At 63.4% G+C, this 17,635-nt stretch carries 19 protein-coding genes; 11 read left to right on the top strand and 8 right to left on the bottom strand.

The features are described from left to right. The first annotated feature begins 194 nt into the window (after positions 1-194). Positions 195-1,700 (top strand): Ig-like domain-containing protein, encoded by a 1,506-nt coding sequence (locus ACWGTO_RS14325; RefSeq protein WP_454575464.1) that lies wholly within the window; start codon positions 195-197, stop codon positions 1,698-1,700. 77 nt (positions 1,701-1,777) lie between these two features. Here the strand turns inward: ACWGTO_RS14325 and gshB are convergent, their stop codons facing one another. After that, a complete protein-coding gene (gene gshB, locus ACWGTO_RS14320; protein ID WP_454575463.1) occupies positions 1,778-2,719 on the bottom strand; it encodes a glutathione synthase in 942 nt (313 codons plus the stop codon). A gap of 102 nt (positions 2,720-2,821) precedes the next feature. Then, positions 2,822-3,760, bottom strand: coding sequence for a 2-dehydropantoate 2-reductase (locus ACWGTO_RS14315; protein WP_454575462.1), 939 nt, complete (start codon positions 3,758-3,760; stop codon positions 2,822-2,824). 82 nt (positions 3,761-3,842) lie between these two features. On the opposite strand from ACWGTO_RS14315, the gene ACWGTO_RS14310 reads away from it, so the two are divergent. Then, positions 3,843-4,433, top strand: coding sequence for an NAD(P)H-dependent oxidoreductase (locus tag ACWGTO_RS14310; protein ID WP_454575461.1), 591 nt, complete (start codon positions 3,843-3,845; stop codon positions 4,431-4,433). 257 nt (positions 4,434-4,690) lie between these two features. Here the strand turns inward: ACWGTO_RS14310 and ACWGTO_RS14305 are convergent, their stop codons facing one another. Together ACWGTO_RS14305 and ACWGTO_RS14300 are read right to left on the bottom strand one after the other, a co-directional pair. Continuing rightward, on the bottom strand, positions 4,691-5,065 hold the full coding sequence (locus ACWGTO_RS14305) for a GtrA family protein (protein WP_454575460.1): 375 nt from the start codon (positions 5,063-5,065) through the stop codon (positions 4,691-4,693). Between the two features lie 4 nt (positions 5,066-5,069). Next, positions 5,070-6,074: a glycosyltransferase gene (locus tag ACWGTO_RS14300; protein WP_454575459.1), complete on the bottom strand. Its 1,005-nt coding sequence runs from the start codon at positions 6,072-6,074 to the stop codon at positions 5,070-5,072. A gap of 129 nt (positions 6,075-6,203) precedes the next feature. Here ACWGTO_RS14300 and ACWGTO_RS14295 point away from each other — a divergent pair, with 129 nt between their 5' ends. From ACWGTO_RS14295 to ACWGTO_RS14255, 9 genes are all read left to right on the top strand, one after another. Next, entirely contained in the window at positions 6,204-7,991 is a 1,788-nt protein-coding gene (locus tag ACWGTO_RS14295; protein WP_454575458.1) for a GtrA family protein, read from the top strand. Positions 7,992-8,091: 100 nt separating this feature from the next. Continuing rightward, positions 8,092-9,441, top strand: coding sequence for a putative bifunctional diguanylate cyclase/phosphodiesterase (locus ACWGTO_RS14290; protein ID WP_454575457.1), 1,350 nt, complete (start codon positions 8,092-8,094; stop codon positions 9,439-9,441). A gap of 156 nt (positions 9,442-9,597) precedes the next feature. Then, positions 9,598-10,365, top strand: coding sequence for an SDR family NAD(P)-dependent oxidoreductase (locus ACWGTO_RS14285; protein WP_454575456.1), 768 nt, complete (start codon positions 9,598-9,600; stop codon positions 10,363-10,365). After that, a complete protein-coding gene (locus tag ACWGTO_RS14280; RefSeq protein ID WP_454575455.1) occupies positions 10,362-11,315 on the top strand; it encodes a 2-dehydro-3-deoxygalactonokinase in 954 nt (317 codons plus the stop codon). The genes ACWGTO_RS14285 and ACWGTO_RS14280 overlap by 4 nt, the downstream gene beginning before the upstream one ends. A 42-nt stretch (positions 11,316-11,357) precedes the next feature. Further along, positions 11,358-11,999 carry a 2-dehydro-3-deoxy-6-phosphogalactonate aldolase gene (locus ACWGTO_RS14275; RefSeq protein ID WP_454575454.1) on the top strand — a complete coding sequence of 214 codons (642 nt, stop codon included), beginning with the start codon at positions 11,358-11,360 and terminating at the stop codon, positions 11,997-11,999. Beyond that, positions 11,999-12,874: an SMP-30/gluconolactonase/LRE family protein gene (locus ACWGTO_RS14270; RefSeq protein WP_454575453.1), complete on the top strand. Its 876-nt coding sequence runs from the start codon at positions 11,999-12,001 to the stop codon at positions 12,872-12,874. The genes ACWGTO_RS14275 and ACWGTO_RS14270 overlap by 1 nt, the downstream gene beginning before the upstream one ends. A 101-nt stretch (positions 12,875-12,975) precedes the next feature. Next, the gene (locus ACWGTO_RS14265; protein WP_454575452.1) at positions 12,976-14,040 is read left to right on the top strand and encodes a D-alanine:D-lactate ligase-like protein; all 1,065 of its coding nucleotides are present in this window, start codon (positions 12,976-12,978) and stop codon (positions 14,038-14,040) included. 132 nt (positions 14,041-14,172) lie between these two features. Further along, positions 14,173-14,583 carry a RusA family crossover junction endodeoxyribonuclease gene (locus tag ACWGTO_RS14260; RefSeq protein WP_454575451.1) on the top strand — a complete coding sequence of 137 codons (411 nt, stop codon included), beginning with the start codon at positions 14,173-14,175 and terminating at the stop codon, positions 14,581-14,583. Position 14,584: 1 nt separating this feature from the next. Then, positions 14,585-15,238, top strand: coding sequence for a hypothetical protein (locus ACWGTO_RS14255; RefSeq protein WP_454575450.1), 654 nt, complete (start codon positions 14,585-14,587; stop codon positions 15,236-15,238). Between the two features lie 35 nt (positions 15,239-15,273). Here the strand turns inward: ACWGTO_RS14255 and ACWGTO_RS14250 are convergent, their stop codons facing one another. From ACWGTO_RS14250 to pmtA, 4 genes are read right to left on the bottom strand one after another with little or no spacing between them, the layout of a single operon-like run. Further along, positions 15,274-15,561 carry a DUF1330 domain-containing protein gene (locus ACWGTO_RS14250; protein WP_454575449.1) on the bottom strand — a complete coding sequence of 96 codons (288 nt, stop codon included), beginning with the start codon at positions 15,559-15,561 and terminating at the stop codon, positions 15,274-15,276. A gap of 28 nt (positions 15,562-15,589) precedes the next feature. Beyond that, a complete protein-coding gene (pyrF, locus tag ACWGTO_RS14245) occupies positions 15,590-16,288 on the bottom strand; it encodes an orotidine-5'-phosphate decarboxylase (protein WP_454575513.1) in 699 nt (232 codons plus the stop codon). 14 nt (positions 16,289-16,302) lie between these two features. Further along, on the bottom strand, positions 16,303-16,893 hold the full coding sequence (locus tag ACWGTO_RS14240) for an NADPH-dependent FMN reductase (protein WP_454575448.1): 591 nt from the start codon (positions 16,891-16,893) through the stop codon (positions 16,303-16,305). 45 nt (positions 16,894-16,938) lie between these two features. Beyond that, entirely contained in the window at positions 16,939-17,544 is a 606-nt protein-coding gene (pmtA, locus tag ACWGTO_RS14235; RefSeq protein ID WP_454575447.1) for a phospholipid N-methyltransferase PmtA, read from the bottom strand. Positions 17,545-17,635 lie beyond the last annotated feature (91 nt).

The raw sequence follows: 17,635 nt of genomic DNA, 5'->3' as shown, positions 1-17,635 counted from the left end.
AGGCAAGAACATTACGGGAACATACGGTCCGCCGTGCTTCCGGCACCATAGATGCCGACGCCTGCCTCCGCCCGAGACAGAATTAACTGCAAAGGCGGCGCGATTGGTGTCACCGATCCGACTCGCATACTATGGTATGGTTGGGATCGGGGGACATCCGCAGCGCGTTCAAGCGCAAAAGCGAGGACAACAGGATGCCGACCTTAAGCAATGGCAGTGTGCTCACTGTATGGGAAGAACCCGACAATCCCAACCCGAGCCCCGACGCGGTGCTTTTCAGCATCACGGAAACCGACGGTGACGTGATCGGACCGATAGGGGCAAAGCCGGATTTCCCGTTCGGTGGCATCGACGTGGCTTCGGTCGATGTCTTCGACGGCTTCTTCACCATCACCAGCTTCACCAATGAGGGCCGGACCGAGACCTGGACGACGGTGGAAACGCAGGTCTTCGACAATGAAGGCAATCTTCTCCGCACCTTGTCCGACCAGGCGGCCTACCTGTCGGCCCGGATCGTCTCGGTCAACGCCGACAGCCCCGACACCATCGCCGTGACATGGATCGGGGCGAACGAATATTTCGGCGGCGAAAACACCCAATACGGCCAGCACCAGATCATCCTGGACGGCGGCGCGCTTCAGCCCGACACCTTCGTCAACCATGCGCCGACGGCCGCCGATCTGGATGTCTCGGTTTCGCAGGGGCAATCTCTCGACGATATCAAGTTCAGCGCGGCGGATGCCGACTACGATCTCTTGAGCTTCGTCGTCGTCGATGGGCCGGACCACGGCGCCCTTGAGCAGAGCACGCGATTCGACGGCAACTACTATCCGTTTCACCAAGGTCACGTGGGCGCCAGCCTGCACCATCATGCCGACTTTCTGAACGGCAATCTGTTCGACTACACACCCGAGGCCGGCTTCGTCGGCACCGACAGCTTTGAAGTTTACGCCACGGACGGCCAGGGCAACAGCAATGTGGTGACGATTACGGTCACGGTCACGCCACCGGCCGGGTCCATCGCGCTTGACGACGCCACCAACACTGTGAGCTATGCAGGCAACGACAGTGCCGTGCTCGTCGCCGCGCTGGACGGCGGCGATCGCGTCACCGGCACCGCCTTCAACGATACGCTCGACGGCGGCGCCGGCCACGACCAGCTGTTCGGCGGCGCTGGTTCCGACACCCTCATCGGCGGCGCGGGCACGGATTGGCTGAAGGGCGGCGCCGGCAATGACGTCATAAGCGGCGGTGCGGGCACGGACGGCCTCCGCGGCGATGAAGGCGACGACAACCTCGACGGCGGCGCTGGTTCCGACGAGCTACGGGGCGGCGCTGGCGATGACATCCTCAATGGCGGTGCCGGCGGCGACCGGCTGGCCGGCGGCGAGGGCAGGGATGTCTTCGCGTTCGACACCTTTGGACTGGCGAACCGCGACTGGATCGAAGACTTCAATGCGCAAGATGATGTGATCCGGCTCGACAGTTCCGTGTTTGTCGGGCTGCAGGCCGGCCCGCTTTTCGCTTCGGCCTTCGCGGTCGGTAGCGCAGCCATCGATGACAGCGACCACATCCTTTACAACGACGTGACCGGCGACCTGCTGTTCGATGTGGACGGGGTGGGTGGCGCGGCGGCCGTCAAGTTCGCCGCCGTCGACCCTGGCACCTTGCTCACCGCGGACGACTTCATCCTGGTCTAGAGCAAAGGGGAAACGATTCCCTCAGGAATTGGGTGAAAGCAAAGAGATAGAGCGGTTCGCCGTTTCCGTGAAGCGCTCTAGCGCCTCTTCCCCTCGACGGCATCCCAGAACAGGCTCGCGATGTCGGCGCCGCCAAAGCGCTGCACTTCGCGCACGCCGGTGGGCGAGGTCACGTTGATCTCGGTCATGTAGTCGCCGATCACGTCTATGCCGACGAGGATGAAGCCGCGTTCCCTCAGCGACGGCCCGATGCGCTCGCAGATTTCGCGCTCGCGTTTCGTCAGCTCGGTCTTTTCGGCGCGGCCGCCGACATGCATGTTGGAGCGCGAATCGTGGTCGGCCGGCACACGGTTGATGGCGCCCACCGCCTCGCCGTCGATCAGGATGATGCGCTTGTCGCCCTTGCGCACGTCCTTGAGATAACGCTGCACGATATAGGGTTCGCGCGACAGCTGGGCGAACATTTCGAGCAGCGAGGCAAGGTTGCGATCGTCCTCCTTGAGATGGAAGATGCCAGCGCCGCCATTGCCGTAGAGCGGCTTGACGATGATGTCGCCGAACGCCTTGCGGAAGGCCGCGACCTCCTGCGGGTCCTTGGTGATCAGCGTTTCCGGCATCAGGTCGGGGAATTCGGTGACGAAGATCTTTTCCGGGCTGTTGCGCACCCAGGCCGGGTCGTTGACGACCAGTGTCTTCGGGTGGATGCGCTCGAGGATGTGCGTGGTGGTGATGTAGTTCATGTCGAAGGGCGGGTCCTGCCGCAGCAGGATCACGTCCATTTCCGACAGGTCGGTGCGCACCTTGTCGCCCAGCGTGTAATGGCTGCCCTTCTCGTCGCGGAGCTTCATCTCCTCGATGCGGGCGAACACCTTGCCGCCCAGCATCGACAGCCGGTCAGGCGTGTAGTGGAACAATTGGTGGCCGCGCCGCTGCGCCTCCAGCGACAGCGCAAACGACGTGTCGCCGGCGATCGAGACGGTGGAGACATGGTCCATCTGGACGGCGATTTTCAGCTTCATGGCGGTCTCCGGCGCGATTGGAGCGAGTTCGGGTCGATGCGTCGACGAGAGCGATATACGGAACTCGGCGCCGTCTGCCAATCACGCTTGCTTGGCTCAGGCTTAATGCGTGTCGTCAGCGGCAGCTCTGCCCAGGCGGTGTAGCTTGAGCACCGCATACACCGCCTCGTTCGCCGGCGTCGGGATTCCGAGCTCCCGGCCGAGTTGAACGACCTTGCCCGCGAGCCAATCAAGTTCAAGCCGGTTGCCGCGTTCCAGGTCATGCAGCATGGACGCCTTGAAGCCAGGTGGCGACGATTCGCCGAACTTCATCCGGTCATCGGCGAAATCGGCAGGCAGCGGCACGCCCCTGGCACGACCGATCTCGACCACTTCGCGCATGAGATTATGGAAGAAAGCGCGCGTGTCGGGATCTCCGAGGATCACTCCAAGCGGCTTGCGGGTCGCTGCGGTCGCTCCAGAAAGCCCAATCAGGAAAACAAATTTCTGCCACCTCTCGCGCTCGATCGCATCGGACAATGCGACGTCGAGTTTCGCTGACAGGGCGGCATCGGCGAAGGCCTGCAGCATTGCGTCGGGCTTGCCGTCCGCGCGTCCGAAGATGAGGCGCGCGAATTTGCTTGTATGCGCCACCACGCCGGGCGACGCGATCGCCGCAGCGATATAGGCGCAGCCGGCGACCACATTGCCAGCGCCGAGGATCGGGCTCAGTCGCTCCGCGCTGTCCACACCGTTCTGAAGGGTAATCACGCGCGTGTCGGGCTCGACGAGCGGCTTCGCCCGCTCGGCGGCTTTTTCGGTGTCCCAGAGCTTCACCGCGAAGAGTACGATATCGACGGGGCCGATGGAGGCAGGATCGTCGGTGACGTTGGGACTCGGTAGGTGCAGGTCGCCAAGCACACTTTCGACCTTCAATCCGTTTGCCTTGAGGGCCTCGAAATTTCTCCCCCGCGCGACGAAGAACACATCGTGCCCTGCCGCCGCCATTCGCGAGCCGAAATAGCCTCCAATGGCACCGGCCGCCATCACCGCAATACGCATCTCAATCCCCCCTTGTCAGTCTCGGCGGTCAATTCCCTTCGTGCGCGCATTCGCTAGTATACGCTTGCTGGGGGAGCCATGAATGAAAGTCAATGTCGTCTACGCACATCCACTCGCCGACAGCTACCAGGCATCGCTTCACAAACGTGTCGTGCGGACACTCAAAGCCAGGGGCGACGAGGTCATCGACTTCGACCTCTACGAAATGAAGTTCAATCCGGTGATGCAACCAGAAGAGCGGCGTGGCCACTTTGATCCCTCTAAAATACCGACGGATTTGCGGGTCTACATCGAAGCCTTGCAATGGGCCGAGGCGTGCGTGTTCTGCTTTCCAACATGGTGGTCGGGCATGCCCGCCATGCTGAAGGGCTATTTCGATCGCGTTTGGCGACCTGGCGTCGCGTATCACGTGCCGGCGGACGGCGGCGTCATCAGACCGGCACTTCTGAACATCCGCCGAATGGGAGTGGTGACGACGTGCGGATCGCCTTGGTGGTATACGGAAATGTATATGCAAAATCCTGGAAGGAAGGTGCTGCTGCGTGGCCTGAAGACCATGTGTGGAGGCAACGTGAAGCATCTGTACATGACGAGATATTCCGTCGAGGGCATATCCAACGAAAAGAGGGAAATGTTCGCGCGAAAGGTGGAGCGGCGGTTCGAAAAATTCTGACCAGCCAAGCCCATGCCAGCGCAACCGCTTCGACAGGGACAGATGCATGTCAGAAAAGGGAGGGGAGATGGCCACGAAGGAAAGTAGAAATTCAATGTCGACTTCGGGCGCTACCTTACCTTCGGCGACAACGCTGACCGGAAACTACGTCAACCTCGCCCCGCTCTGCCGTGAAGATGCTGAGGAAATCTTCCGGCTCACCCACGCCGGCGCGCGGCTCATGCGCTCCGCGGGTCGATCTTCCTCGGACGAGCGCTTCAGCGGTCGAAGACCAGCCGGGAGTACCCGAGGAAGGACAGCGCCATGGCCACCAGCGAAGCGATGGCAAGTGCCGCCAGCGGCGACATTGCCGGCAGCGCGAACAGGATGGCGCAGTAGACGAGATAGTTGACGATGCTGGTGGCGATGCCGACGCCGCCATAGCGCGCACCCTCCTGCGCGACGCCGCGGCTCGACGGTGAAAAGGTCAGGTGCCGGTTGATCTGCCAGGTGACGCAGAGCGCAGAGCCGATCGACAGCACGCGCGCAATGAAGGGGCCGAGCGGCGTCACAGCCAAAAGCAGCCAGAGTGCGGCGGCATCGGCGACGAAGCCGACGCCGCCGGCAAGGACGAAGCGGGCGAGCCGGCTCATGGCCTCAGGCGGCCCGGTGCGTCTTGCCCGGTTCGGCCTTCGGGGCTTCGCTCGTGCGCTCGCGCCGTTCGACCCGGCCCGACGGGACCGAGAGATAAAAGATGCGCTTCTGCTCGGCACGCCCGCGCGATACCGAGTCCAGGATCAGTCCGGTCACCATCGCAAGCGTCGAGAGCAGCAGCAGGCCGACCGACAGCACCCAGGTCGGCATGCGCGGCACGAGGCCGGTCTGGGCGAACTCGATCAGCACCGGCGTCATCAGGGTAAGGCTCGATGCCAGGAAGAAAATGGCGAAGGCGCCAAAGAAGCGCAGCGGCTGCGTCTCCTTCATCAGCATGGCGAACATCCACAGGATCCTGGCGCCGTCGCGATAGGTCGAAAGCTTCGACAACGATCCCTCAGGCCGGCGGCCATAGTCGAGCGCGATCTCGCTGACCGGCAGCTTGAGCTGCGAGGCATGCACCGACATTTCGGTCTCGATCTCGAAGCCGCCGGAAACGGCGGGAAAGCTCTTGACGAAACGCCTCGAGAAGACGCGGTAGCCGGAGAAGATGTCGGTGAAGTCGGTGCCGAACAGCCGCTTGTAGAGGCTGTTGAAGATGCGGTTGCCGAAGGCATGGCCGGAGCGGCCGGCATCGTCGGCAACGCCGCGCCTGGTGCCCACCACCATGTCGCAGCGCTCGGTCTGCAGGATGTTGATCAGCTGCGGCGCATCTTCCGGCGCATAGGTGCCGTCGCCGTCGGCCATCAGATAGATATCGGCATCGATGTCGGCGAACATGCGCCGCACGACATTGCCCTTGCCCTGGCGCGGCTCGCGGATGACGATGGCGCCGGCAGCGCGCGCCTTGAGCGCGGTCAGGTCCCTGGAATTGTTGTCATAGACATAGATCGCGGCCGACGGCAGTGTCTCGCGAAACCGCCGCACCACCTCGGCAATGGTCAGTTCCTCATTGTAGCAGGGCAGGAGCACGGCAATGGCCGGCTCGTGGCGGACTTCGTGCGGCATTTCCGTCTCCCGACGCCCGGCGGAGCCTCCGGCCGCGCTCAATGCGGCCTCGCTCAGGCGACTTTACTATTTATTGAAGCTGTTAAGGCTAGGTTTAAGCCGAGCTTCTTTCCGACAAAGGCGATGATGATGAACGCAGCCAAGGCGGGTGCTTCCTCCTGGAAGTCCGATATGACGCTGGCGCTGCTTGCCATGCTGGTGGTGCTGGCCGTCAATGCCACCACCGGCTTTCGCGAACTGAGCAATGCCGGCGGCGACAATGACAGCCTGCTGCGGCTGGTCGAAGTCCGCGACATGCTGGCCGGCCAGGGCTGGTTCGACCTGCATCAGTACCGGATGGGGCCGGAAGGCGGCTTCGTCATGCACTGGTCGCGGCTGGTCGACGCGCCGCTCGCCGCCATCATCCTCGCCGCTTCGGCGCTGAGCGGCAGCATGGCCACGGCCGAGGCGATCGCACAGGTGCTGTGGCCGGCGCTGCTGTTTTGCCTGGCGGTGTTCTGCCTCGCCCGCGCCGCGCGCAGCTTCGCCGGCGCCGGCGCCGTACTGCCCGCAATCGTCATCGGCGCGGCTGCGCTGCATTTCGTCGGCATCTTCTTGCCGGGTGCGCTCGACCATCACAATGTCCAGCTGACGCTGACCTTGGCCAGCCTCAGCCTGCTGCTCGAGGCGCCCACGCACCGCTGGGCGGCGATGATTTCGGGCCTGTGCGCGGCGCTGACGCTGGCTATAGGCATGGAAACCGCGCCCTATGTCGCCACCATCGGCGCCTGCATCGCCTTGCTGTTTGTCGTCGATCCCGGTGGCGAGCATCGAACCGCAAGGGACTTCGGTTTCGGCTTCGCCGGGGTCTCAGCGCTCGTCTTCGTCACCACCATCCCGCCATCGGCCTGGGGCCAGGCGCAGTGCGATGCCTTCTCTTCCGTGCAATTCGTGGTGGCCGCAATCGCCGGACTGGGCCTTGCCGCCGCGACGTCGCTGAAGGCGTCCAATGGCACGGCCGGCCGGCGCCTTATCTCGCTCGGCCTGCTCGCGCTTGTGCTGGGCGCCGTTGTCGTGGCGCTTTTCCCGCAATGCCTTGCGGCTCCCTATGCGAACCTCGATCCACGCCTCAAGGAATTGTGGCTCGACCACATCGATGAGGCACAGTCGCTCTTCCATATCGCCGTCAGCGACCCGGCCTCGCTGGCGGCGCGCTATGTCACGCCGCTGGTGGCGATCGCGCTGATGGCGCTTCGCTTGCGCGGACCGTGGCGCCGCCAGGACAGCCTGGTCGGCGCCTTGCTGGTCGCTGCCTTCATCGTCAGCGCCTGGCAGGTCCGCGGCTCGACATTCTCGATCGCCTTTGCCGTCATCCCGCTGTCGGCCTGGATAGCAACCTGGCGCGAGCGGGCGAGAACCAGCCCTTCACGCGGCGTGTCGCTACGCATGGCAGCGGTCTGGCTGGTGTCGGTGAATGCCGTCTGGGCCGGCGCAGCCGCCGCGACCACGAGGGCATTCGATGCCGGCAAGGTCTCCATCGAGGCCAAGGACGCCGATCCGGCTTGCGTGCGAAAAGCCTCCTTCACGGCACTGGCCCGGCAGCCGGACACGACGGTGCTTGCCATTTCCAATCTCGGCTCGCCCATCCTGGCCTATTCCGGACACCGTGTCTTTGCCGGCCCCTATCATCGCAACATCGCCGGCGACCTGCTTGCGCTCGATGCCTTCCTCGGGTCGGCGGACCAGGCCAAGGCGATCGCGGCGGATCATCATGTCGGCCTGGTGGCGCTCTGCCGTGGCAGCGCCGAAAGCAAGGTGCTCGCCGCCAAGGCGCCGCAAGGCTTCCTGGCCCGGCTGATGCAAGGAAGCATCCCCGACTGGCTCGAACCCGTGGCCGAAACGCGCGGAAACCCGGTCGAACTCTACCGCGTCCGCTAAAGCATCATTCGCCAGCGAAAAATCGATTTCGCGATACGGTTCCTAAACGCTTTGCTGCCAGTCTCAGCGCAAATTTCGGACGTCAAAAACAGGGATACCGATGCAAACGAGGTTTGGCACCGGGCAGGCAAGCAGGGAAAACACGGATCTGGCGTTCACCGACACGCTGACCGGGCTTGGCAACCATCGCCGCTTCTTCGACAAGGTCGACCGCCTGATCAGCGACCGCGCCGACGATCCCGCGCCTTTCACCGTCGGCATTCTCGACCTCGACGGCTTCAAGCCGATCAACGATCTGTTCGGCCACAAGGCCGGCGACGACATTTTGATCCAGGTGGCCATGCGGCTGCGCGCCTCGATGGACAGCCATTCCACGGTCTGCCGCATCGGCGCCGACGAATTCGCCTTCCTCTATCCGATGGTGTTCTCGGAGGAAGCCGCGGCCGAGAAGGCGCGCATGATGATCGAGATCCTGTCGGCGCCCTACGATGTCGGCGAACGCACCGCCAGGCTCTCGGCCTCGGTCGGCTGCTCGTTGTTCTATTCCGGCGACGAAACCACGGAAATCCTCGTCCACAAGGCCGAAACGGCGCTCTACCACGCCAAGCGTTCGGGCCGCGGCCGCGTCGTCGTCTACACACGCGAGATGGAAGAGGCGGCCAAGCGCGTCACCCGCATCGAACAGGCGCTGCGCCGTGCCGTCTCGGCCGGCGAGGTCGAGCCGCATTTCCAGCCCATCGTCGATCTCAACACCCGCCGTACCATCGGCTTCGAGACGCTGGCGCGCTGGACCGATCGCGACCTCGGCGTCGTCCCGCCGACCGTGTTCATCCCCATCGCCGAAGAGCGCGGCATCATCGGTCCGCTGTCGCAGCTGGTGCTGCGCAAGGCGACCGAAGCGGCGCGCAGCTGGCCGAAGGACCTGTTCCTGTCCTTCAACCTGTCGCCCTCGCAACTCGTCGACCAGAACACCGGCCTGCACATACTGTCGATCCTAGACCGCACCGGCTTCGATCCGCGTCGGCTCGAGATCGAGATCACCGAAACCGGACTGATGAACGATCCGGCGTCGGCCGAGAAGATCGTCGAGGATCTGCGCCGTGTCGGCATCCGCGTCTCGCTCGACGATTTCGGCACCGGCCAGTCTTCGCTCGGCCGCCTGCGCGAATTCCATTTCGACAAGCTCAAGATCGACCGTGCCTTCGTCTCCTCGATCCTCGACGATCGCCCGTCGGAGCACATCATCCGCGCCATTCTCGCTATGTGCGAAGGGCTTGGCATGGACGTCGTCGCCGAAGGCATCGAGGAGGAAGCGCAGGCCGACCGCCTCGTCCAGTTCGGTTGCGCCGGCGGGCAGGGCTATCTCTTCGGCAAGCCGGTCGATGCCGACGCCACGCTCGGCTACCTCCGCGATTCCTATCGCGGCGCCCTCTACGCCAAGGCGATCTGAGCGACCATCCCGGCGCAATCTCCGATCCGTGGATGACGGCGCAGTGCGGCGCCTTGTCGTTTTGTCTGACATAAGCCCGCAAAACCGACGTTTCACCCCTTGCCCGCCGGGCTTCTCTGGCTAGGATGCGCGCCGGTTGTCGTCGGAGAAAAAGATATGATGCCATCGGCGGATTTTGCCGACCTCAGGGGAGCCTCGGTGCTGATCACCGGCGGCGGTTCCGGAATTGGTGCGGCATTGACCGAGGGTTTCGTTCGCCAGGGCGCCAATGTCGCCTTCATCGACATCGCCGACGGCCCAAGCATCGTGCTTGCCGACCGCGTCGAAAAGGAACTTGGCCGGCGGCCGCTCTATCTCAAGACCGATTTGCGCGATGTCGAGGCACTGCGCGCCTCCGTTGCCAAGGCCGCTGAGGCGCACGGCGACATCACCGTGCTGGTCAACAATGCGGCGTGGGACGAACGCCACGATGTCGCTGACGTCACCGCCGAGTTCTGGGACAACAACCTCGCCGTCAATCTGCGCCCGCATTTCTTCACTGCCCAGGCGGTGGCGCCGGGCATGAAGCGGGCCGGCGGCGGCTCGATCATCAACTTCACCTCGACCTCCTATCTCATCAACCACCCCGATATGCCGGCCTACACCACCGCCAAGGCCGGCATACTTGGTCTGACCAAGGGGCTTGCCGGCAAGCTCGGCGTCGATGGCATCCGCGTCAACGCGATTGCGCCGGGCTGGGTGATCACCGAACGGCAGAAGGAACTCTGGGTCACCGAACAGGGCCTTGCCGCCCATGTCGCCAAGCAATGCATCAAGCAGGTCATGCAGCCCGACGATATTGTCGGCACCGTGCTGTTCCTGGCCTCGGATGCCTCGCGTATGCTGACGGCGCAAATGCTGATCGTCGACGGGGGTTTCCTGTGAGCCCGGCAAGCCAAAGTCGGCCAACCAAGGCGCCGGCCGTCGCCGCCGTCGACTGGGGCACGACCCGCATGCGGGTCTGGCTGATCGACGAGGCGGGTGGGGTGCTTGCCGAACGCCGCGGCGATGACGGCCTGATCACCGCGCAGCAAAAGGGCTTTTCAACCATCCTCGAGGGCCACCTGGGGGCACTGGGCGCGCCGCAGGGGCTGCCGGTCATCATCTGCGGCATGGCCGGCTCGCGCCAGGGCTGGGTGGAGGCGCCTTACGTCACTGTGCCGGCGCCGATCGGCGCCATCCTCGCGGGCGCTGCACGCATCCCTGGTCAGAGCCGCGACATCCGCATCGTGCCCGGCCTTGCGCAGCGACTGGCCGACGCGCCGGACGTGATGCGCGGCGAGGAAACGCAGCTTGCCGGCACCGGTTTGCCGGCTAAGGGACGCCATCTCGTCTGCATGCCCGGCACCCACTCGAAATGGGTTCTGGTCGAGGATGGCGCGGTCGATGGTTTCTGCACCTGGCCGACCGGCGAGCTGTTTTCGGTGCTGGCCGCACATTCGATCCTCCGCCATTCGCTGGGCGAGAACCCGAAGCCGGTCGCGGCGGACAATCCGTTCTTCCAGGACTGGTGCCGCGAGGCGCTGGCCGAGGGCGGTGATGTCACCTCGCGGCTGTTTTCGATCCGCGCCGCCGGCCTGCTGCAGGACCTCAAGGCGGACGATGCCGCCGCCTGCCTGTCCGGCCTGCTGATCGGCGGCGAGATCGCCTCGGCCGGTCGCCGTTACGGCGAAAGCGCCACCGCAATCGTGCTGGTCGCCTCCGGTTCGCTTGCGGCTCTCTATCGGCAGGCGCTCGACCTTGCGGGACTTGCCGTCAGGACGGTCGACGCCGACGAGGCGGTGCGCGCCGGCCTCATCGAGGCGGCACGCGAAAATGGCATGATCGCCAAATGAATATGACTAAGAGAACACGACTGGCAAGAGTGGAGTGACCGCGTGACCCAGACCGCACCTTTCCCAAAGCTCAAGCGTGGTCTCGTCGCCATTCTGCGTGGTCTGAAGCCTGGGGAGGCTGTCGCCATCGGCCAGGCGCTGTTCGATGCCGGCATCGAAGCCATCGAGGTGCCGCTCAATTCGCCGGAGCCGTTTGTGTCGATCGCCAGCATTGTCGAGGCGCTGCCCAAGACGGCGCTGGTCGGCGCCGGCACGGTGCTGGCGGCGGCCGATGTCGACGCCCTGGCCAGGGCCGGCGGCAGACTGCTGGTCAGCCCCAACATCGATGCCGAAGTCATGGCCCGCGCCATGCACCATGGCATGGTGACGATGCCCGGTGTGTTCACGCCCACCGAGGCTTTTCTGGCGATCCGGCTTGGCGCCTCGGCGCTGAAATTCTTCCCGGCAAGCGTGCTCGGCGCCGGCGGCATCTCGGCGATGCGCGCCGTGCTGCCGGCCGACACCGTGGTCGGTGCCGTCGGCGGCGTTTCGGACAAAGACTTTGCCGGCTACAAATCAGCCGGGGTGACCGCGTTCGGCCTCGGCTCAAGCCTCTTCAAGCCGAGCATGAGCGTTGACGATGTGGCCACGCGCGCCCGGGCGGCGGTGACTGCCTGGGATGCGGCATTCGGCGGAGAGGCGTGATGGACAACGTTTCGGTTTTCTCGAACCATGTCTGCGAACTCGGTGAAGGTCCGAGCTACGATCCTGCCACCGATACGCTGTTCTGGTTCGACATCGTCAACGGCCTGTTGTTGGAGCAGGGCGTTGCTTCCGGTGTGCTGAAAGTCCACGAGCTCGGCCAGATGGCCAGCGCCATCGCCATCATCGACGACGAGCGCCAGCTGATCGCCACCGAGACCGGCCTGCATGTCCGCGATGTTTCGACCGGCAAGCTGACGTTGCATACAGCCATCGAAGCCGACAATGTGCTGACGCGCTCCAACGATTCGCGCGTCCATCCTTGCGGCGCCTTCTGGGTCGGCACGATGGCCAAGGATGAGGGCAAGGGCGCGGGTTCGATCTACTGGTTCTTCAAGGGCGAGCTGCGCACGCTTTACACCGGCATCACCGTGTCGAACTCGATCTGTTTTTCCGAAGATGGGACGATCGCCTATTACACCGACACCGCGACCGGCCTGTTGATGCGCGTCGCCTGCGATCCGGCGACGGGCCTGCCGGTCGGCGAGTCCAAAGTGTTCGTCGACCACCGTTCATCCAAGGGCTATGTCGACGGCTCGGTCGTCGACCGCGACGGCGTGCTGTGGAACGCCGTCTGGGGCGGCAAGGCGGTCAAGGCCTATGCGCCTGACGGCACATTGCTGCGTGAAATCCCAATGCCGGCGGGGCAGTCCTCGTGCCCGGCCTTTGTCGGCGCCAAGGCTGACCGGCTGGCGGTGACTTCGGCCTGGAAGGGCAAGGACGACAAGCAACGCAAGCTCGATCCGCAGGCAGGCATGACCTTCCTGCTCGACATCCCCGTCAACGGCCGCTTCGAGCCGCGCGTGCTGATCGCCTGACGGCTCGCGTTGTCGCGCAGGCGTCCGGCGCTGGTCGGTTTCGCGCAAGCTGATTGCGGTGGCCATGCGATGGTGGAAGCATCACCGGGAAGTCCTGATCCATGCCAAGCCCGACCTTGTTCCTCGTCCACGAGCCGGAAAAGGCCTGTCTCGACCGGCTGGTCGCCGACGGCTTTCCGGCCGAACGTGCGCTCGAAATCTCGTCCTATCTGGCGCAATCGACCGATCTCGCCCCGGAATTCGATGACCTCGCCGCTGCTTGCGCACGGCGCGGCCTCACCTTCATGCCGGTTGAGCTCGACGATGCGGCAGCGGCGCTGGCGAAGGCCGACCCGCAAACCACGCTGGTGTGGACGCTGACTGACGGCATTGCCTATTTCCGCGGCGCTGCGGCGCCAGCGCTTGCCAGGCTGAACGGGCTCAGAACCATCGGCGCCGACGATGCGCTGTTCGCGCTCTGCCAGGACAAGTTCCGTTCCGGCGCCGTGCTCGATGCGCTCGGCCTGCCGGTGCCGCTGGCGGGTCTCGCCCGCGATGGCCACTGGCTGGCCGAGCCGCCGCCGTCAGCCGCGGGCTGGTTCGTCAAGCCGAACCGACTCGGCTCCAAGGTCGGCATCTGGCCGGATTCGCACTGCAAGGACCTGTCCCATGCGCTGGAACTCAGCCGGCGTGTCTACGCGGCCTACAGTGACGATGTCGTCGTCCAGCCCTATGTCGCCGGCCGAAATGTGCGCGCCAGCTTTTTGGGCCTTGAGCCGGGAACCGGCGCGGAGGCGCTCGGTATCGCTTTCGTCGACTCCGGCGGCGATTTCCAGACCATGGCCGACTCGATGGCGCTGTATGGCGACACCGGCGAGGCCGCCAGGGCGGCGGGAGAGTACAAGGAGCCGGTGCTGGAGCCGGTGGCCGACAACCAGCCGGGCGCCGCCGCCACCATCCGCCGCATCGCCGAGCGGCTGGTCAGTGGGCTTGGCCTGCGCGACGTGTTCTCCATCGATTTCAGGGTCGAGGCCGACGATCACGTCCACCTCATCGAGTTCGAGGTCTGCCCCGGCCTGCCCTGCTTCGATTTTCGCGCCTATTGCCGCACGCAATGGGGCCTGACGCTCGCCGATGCGATGGCGCAGACGGCGGCGAACCGGTTACCAGGCCTGACCGTGTCTTGACGTTTGTCGCTCAGCCTCTCAGGTTCCAATTCGGGCAAGCTGTTGCGATGATTTGATAGCTAGGCTGCGTAGTGTAGCGCCTTTTCGCAATATGATAGAGAGGTGCTGGGCACACGTCACAGAGGGGAATGATTGGAACCAGAATTCCCATTTGATTTCATCGTGTATGGCACGCCGCCTTCACTCCAGCGTAAGGGGGTAAAGGGAAAAACGGGGTGGAAGCAGGCCGTGAAGGACGCATGCGCGCCTTTGCTTCCAGAAATGCATTTCGCCACAGCCCGTCCGCTTGGAGTCACGCTCTACTATTTTCCTGACGGTGAGATGGAGGGCGATATCGACAACATCGTGAAGCTCACTTTGGATGCGCTGTGCAAGTACCTATATCAGGACGACCATCAAATTGAACGAGTTGTCGTTCAAAAGTTTGAAGCTGATAGGGTTTTTACCTTCTCCTCGCCGTCCGCAACACTAGTCGATTGCGCGCTGGGAGATAAGCCGGCGCTCTACATACGGATCAGCGATAACGTTGATGAGGGATTATAACATGAGTGATGCAAAAGCTGCCGAGATCGAAATCCTGCGAAACGTAGCGGCAGAGCTCAAAAGTGATGGATATGATGTAGTGCTGGGGCCGCCTCCCGGTGCACTGCCCCCGGCGCTAAAAGACTTTCGCCCTGATGCTATCGCTATAGGTAGAGAGCCAAACCTCGTGATCGAAGTCACAGGTGCGGGTCAACAAGCTGCAGAAAAAATCCTGGCTCTGCGCGAAGCTGTAAGTCGTGAAGACGGATGGGTTCTTAGGGTAATATATAACAGCGGAACCCGTGAAAAACTACTTTTGGCTCCCTCAATACAGGAGCTATTCTCGACGTATGAGATGATCTCACAATTGCAAGGTATTGATGAGCGCGCTGCTTTGTTAACCGGATGGGCCGTTCTCGAAGGGTTAAGCCGTTCAGTTGATCCAATGCAATTTGAAAAGCGGCAAACTCCAAGCCGTATCGTTGAGCGGATGTCGGCGATGGGCCAACTGCGGAGAGAAGAAAGTGACCTGCTCAGAAAGTTAGCCACTAAAAGAAATGACTACATTCACGGCGGACTAGATACAGTTGTTACGAATAGCGAAGTATCGCGCTTTTCAAAAGTGCTTGCCAGGTTGCTGAAGGAGGCTCAGCGACGTGTAGCCCCTACAAGCTAGGTCCTCCTTGTCACGTTGGGTTTACGTGAAAGCGCTCAGATACCCTCGACCAGCACGATCTCGCCATCGGCAACTTTCTGGCGGATGGTGACGGCGCGCTGGTATTCCGGCGAGTGGTAGCAATCATGCGCCGCGGCGAGTGACGGAAACTCGATGATCACGTTGCGGGCGCGACCGGTGCCCTCGGCGAACTCGTGTTCGCCGCCGCGCGCCAGGAATTTCACGTCGAAACGGTCGAAGGCAAGCTTGGCGGCCGCCACATACGCCTTGTAGCCTTCCGCATCGCGTACATCGACACGCGCGATCCAATATCCCTTGGGCATGCTTTTCTCCGAAGTTCTTTCCTAAAAATCAGGCCGAGCGCATCTCTTCCAGTATGGCCTCCGCCGCCGCGCGCCTGTCGCTCGCCGCGACGATCGGCCGGCCGACGACGAGATGGCTGGAGCCGTTGCGGATTGCCTGGCCGGGCGTCACCACGCGCTTCTGGTCGCCATGGTCGCTGCCCTTGGGCCGGATGCCGGGCGTCACCACTGCCAGGTCGGGTCCGACGATGCGGCGCACCGCTTCCGCCTCCTCGGCTGAGCAGACGACGCCGCCCATGCCGGCATGCAGCGCCTGTTCGGCACGCCTCAGCACCAGCGTGTGCGGGTCGTATTCATAGCCGGCGTCGATCACGTCCTGCTCGTCCATCGAGGTCAGCACGCTGACCGCCAGCAGGCAGAGATCGCTGCCCTTGGCGGCCTCCACTGCTGCCTTCATCGCCTTGGGATAGGCGTGGATGGTGAGCATGGTCATGCCCATGCGCACGATGTTCTCGACACCCTTGGCCACCGTGTGGTCGATGTCGAGCAGCTTCATGTCGAGAAAGATCTTGGTCCCGCCGCTGGCCAGCTCGCGGGCAAAGTCGAGCCCGCCTGCGAAGGCCAGCTGATAGCCGATCTTGTAGAAGGAGACGACGCCGTCAAGCGCACGCACTGCCTCTTCGGCCTCCTTCACCGTCGACACATCGAGGCCGACGATCAGCCTTTCCTGCATTGATCGGGCATGCATGGTCGGCGCGTGGATCATGCCCTGGTCGACAGCATACGCGAGGTTTCGATCAGCGTGCGGCATAGGTGCTCCATCGATTTGTTCAGTCTCTCATCCCTCAAATTGCCGTCGGCGTCGAAGGCACTGCCGCCATCGGATACCGAGCATTCCGGCGTCACCACTTCGACCCGGCAGCGCACCAGCACGGCGCGCAGGTGGTTGATGCAGCGTATCCCTGCGAAATGTCCGTTGGAAGACGAGCACAGGCCGGCGACCTTGCCGGCGAACGGCCTGAAAGCGCGGCCACTATCGGCGCGCACCCGGCTTACCCAGTCGATCGTGTTCTTGAGCAGCGGCGGGATCGAGCCATTATATTCCGGCGTCGCAATCAGCAGCCCGTCATGGGCTGCGATCAGCCGGCCAAGCTTCACGGCATTGTCGGGGACGCCTTTTTCCTTTTCGAGATCTTCGTCCATGATCGGCAGCGGATAGTCGGCCAGCGAGATGCGGGTCACCTCCGCGCCCTGCATGGCAAGCTCCCGCTGCGCCACGTCCGCAGTCCTGCCGCTGAAGGCGCCGCTGCGCACCGAGCCGGCAAAAACGAGGATTTTCGAGATCACTGCCATTAGCCAACCTTGTCCCGGGACAGGTACAGCCAAGGATCACTCAAATCAATGCGCCTCGCGCCGGTAGATCCACAGCTGCGTTGGCGGGATGTTGCGAATGATGAAATCGAAATGCTTGACCGTGTAGTTGCCGCGGCCGGGCGGGATCGGCGACAGCGGCCCGTAGGTCAGCTGTACGATCGGCCGCCCCACCGGGATGCGGTCGAGCAGGCTTTCGATATAGGCGATGCGCTGGGCAACCGGGAAATTGAGCAGCGGCACGCCGGAGACGACGGAATCGAACACCATCCCGCTCTTCTCGCCAAGCGTGGCGTTGAGATTGAAGGCGTCGCCCTCGATGACGTTGACGCCGGGATAGAGCTGCCGCAGGTGGCGCACGAAATCGGTGGAATATTCGACCGCGTAGAGGTTTTCGGGCTTCACGCCCAAGGCGAGAATTTGGCGGGTGATGACGCCTGTGCCGGGGCCGACCTCGAGCACCGGCAGGCCGGACTTCGGATTGACGATGGAAGCCATCTTGCGGGCGGTGATGGAACTTGTCGGCACGATCGATCCGACGGTCTTCGGCTTGTCGATCCAGCCTTTGAAGAATTTGAGTTCGTCGTCGAACTTTTCCGCCAGCGCTTTCCGCAATCCCGGACCACGTGCCATGCAAGTTCTCCTCAACCACCCCCCTGCACGCTACTTAGCAGCTAACAGGTCCAAGGCAAGGCGCGATCTGGCATAAGATGTTGATGACGTT

The organism is Mesorhizobium sp. PL10 (assembly GCF_053714315.1).
Note: the sequence above shows the minus strand (reverse complement) of the source record. Positions and strands in the feature narration are given on the sequence as shown.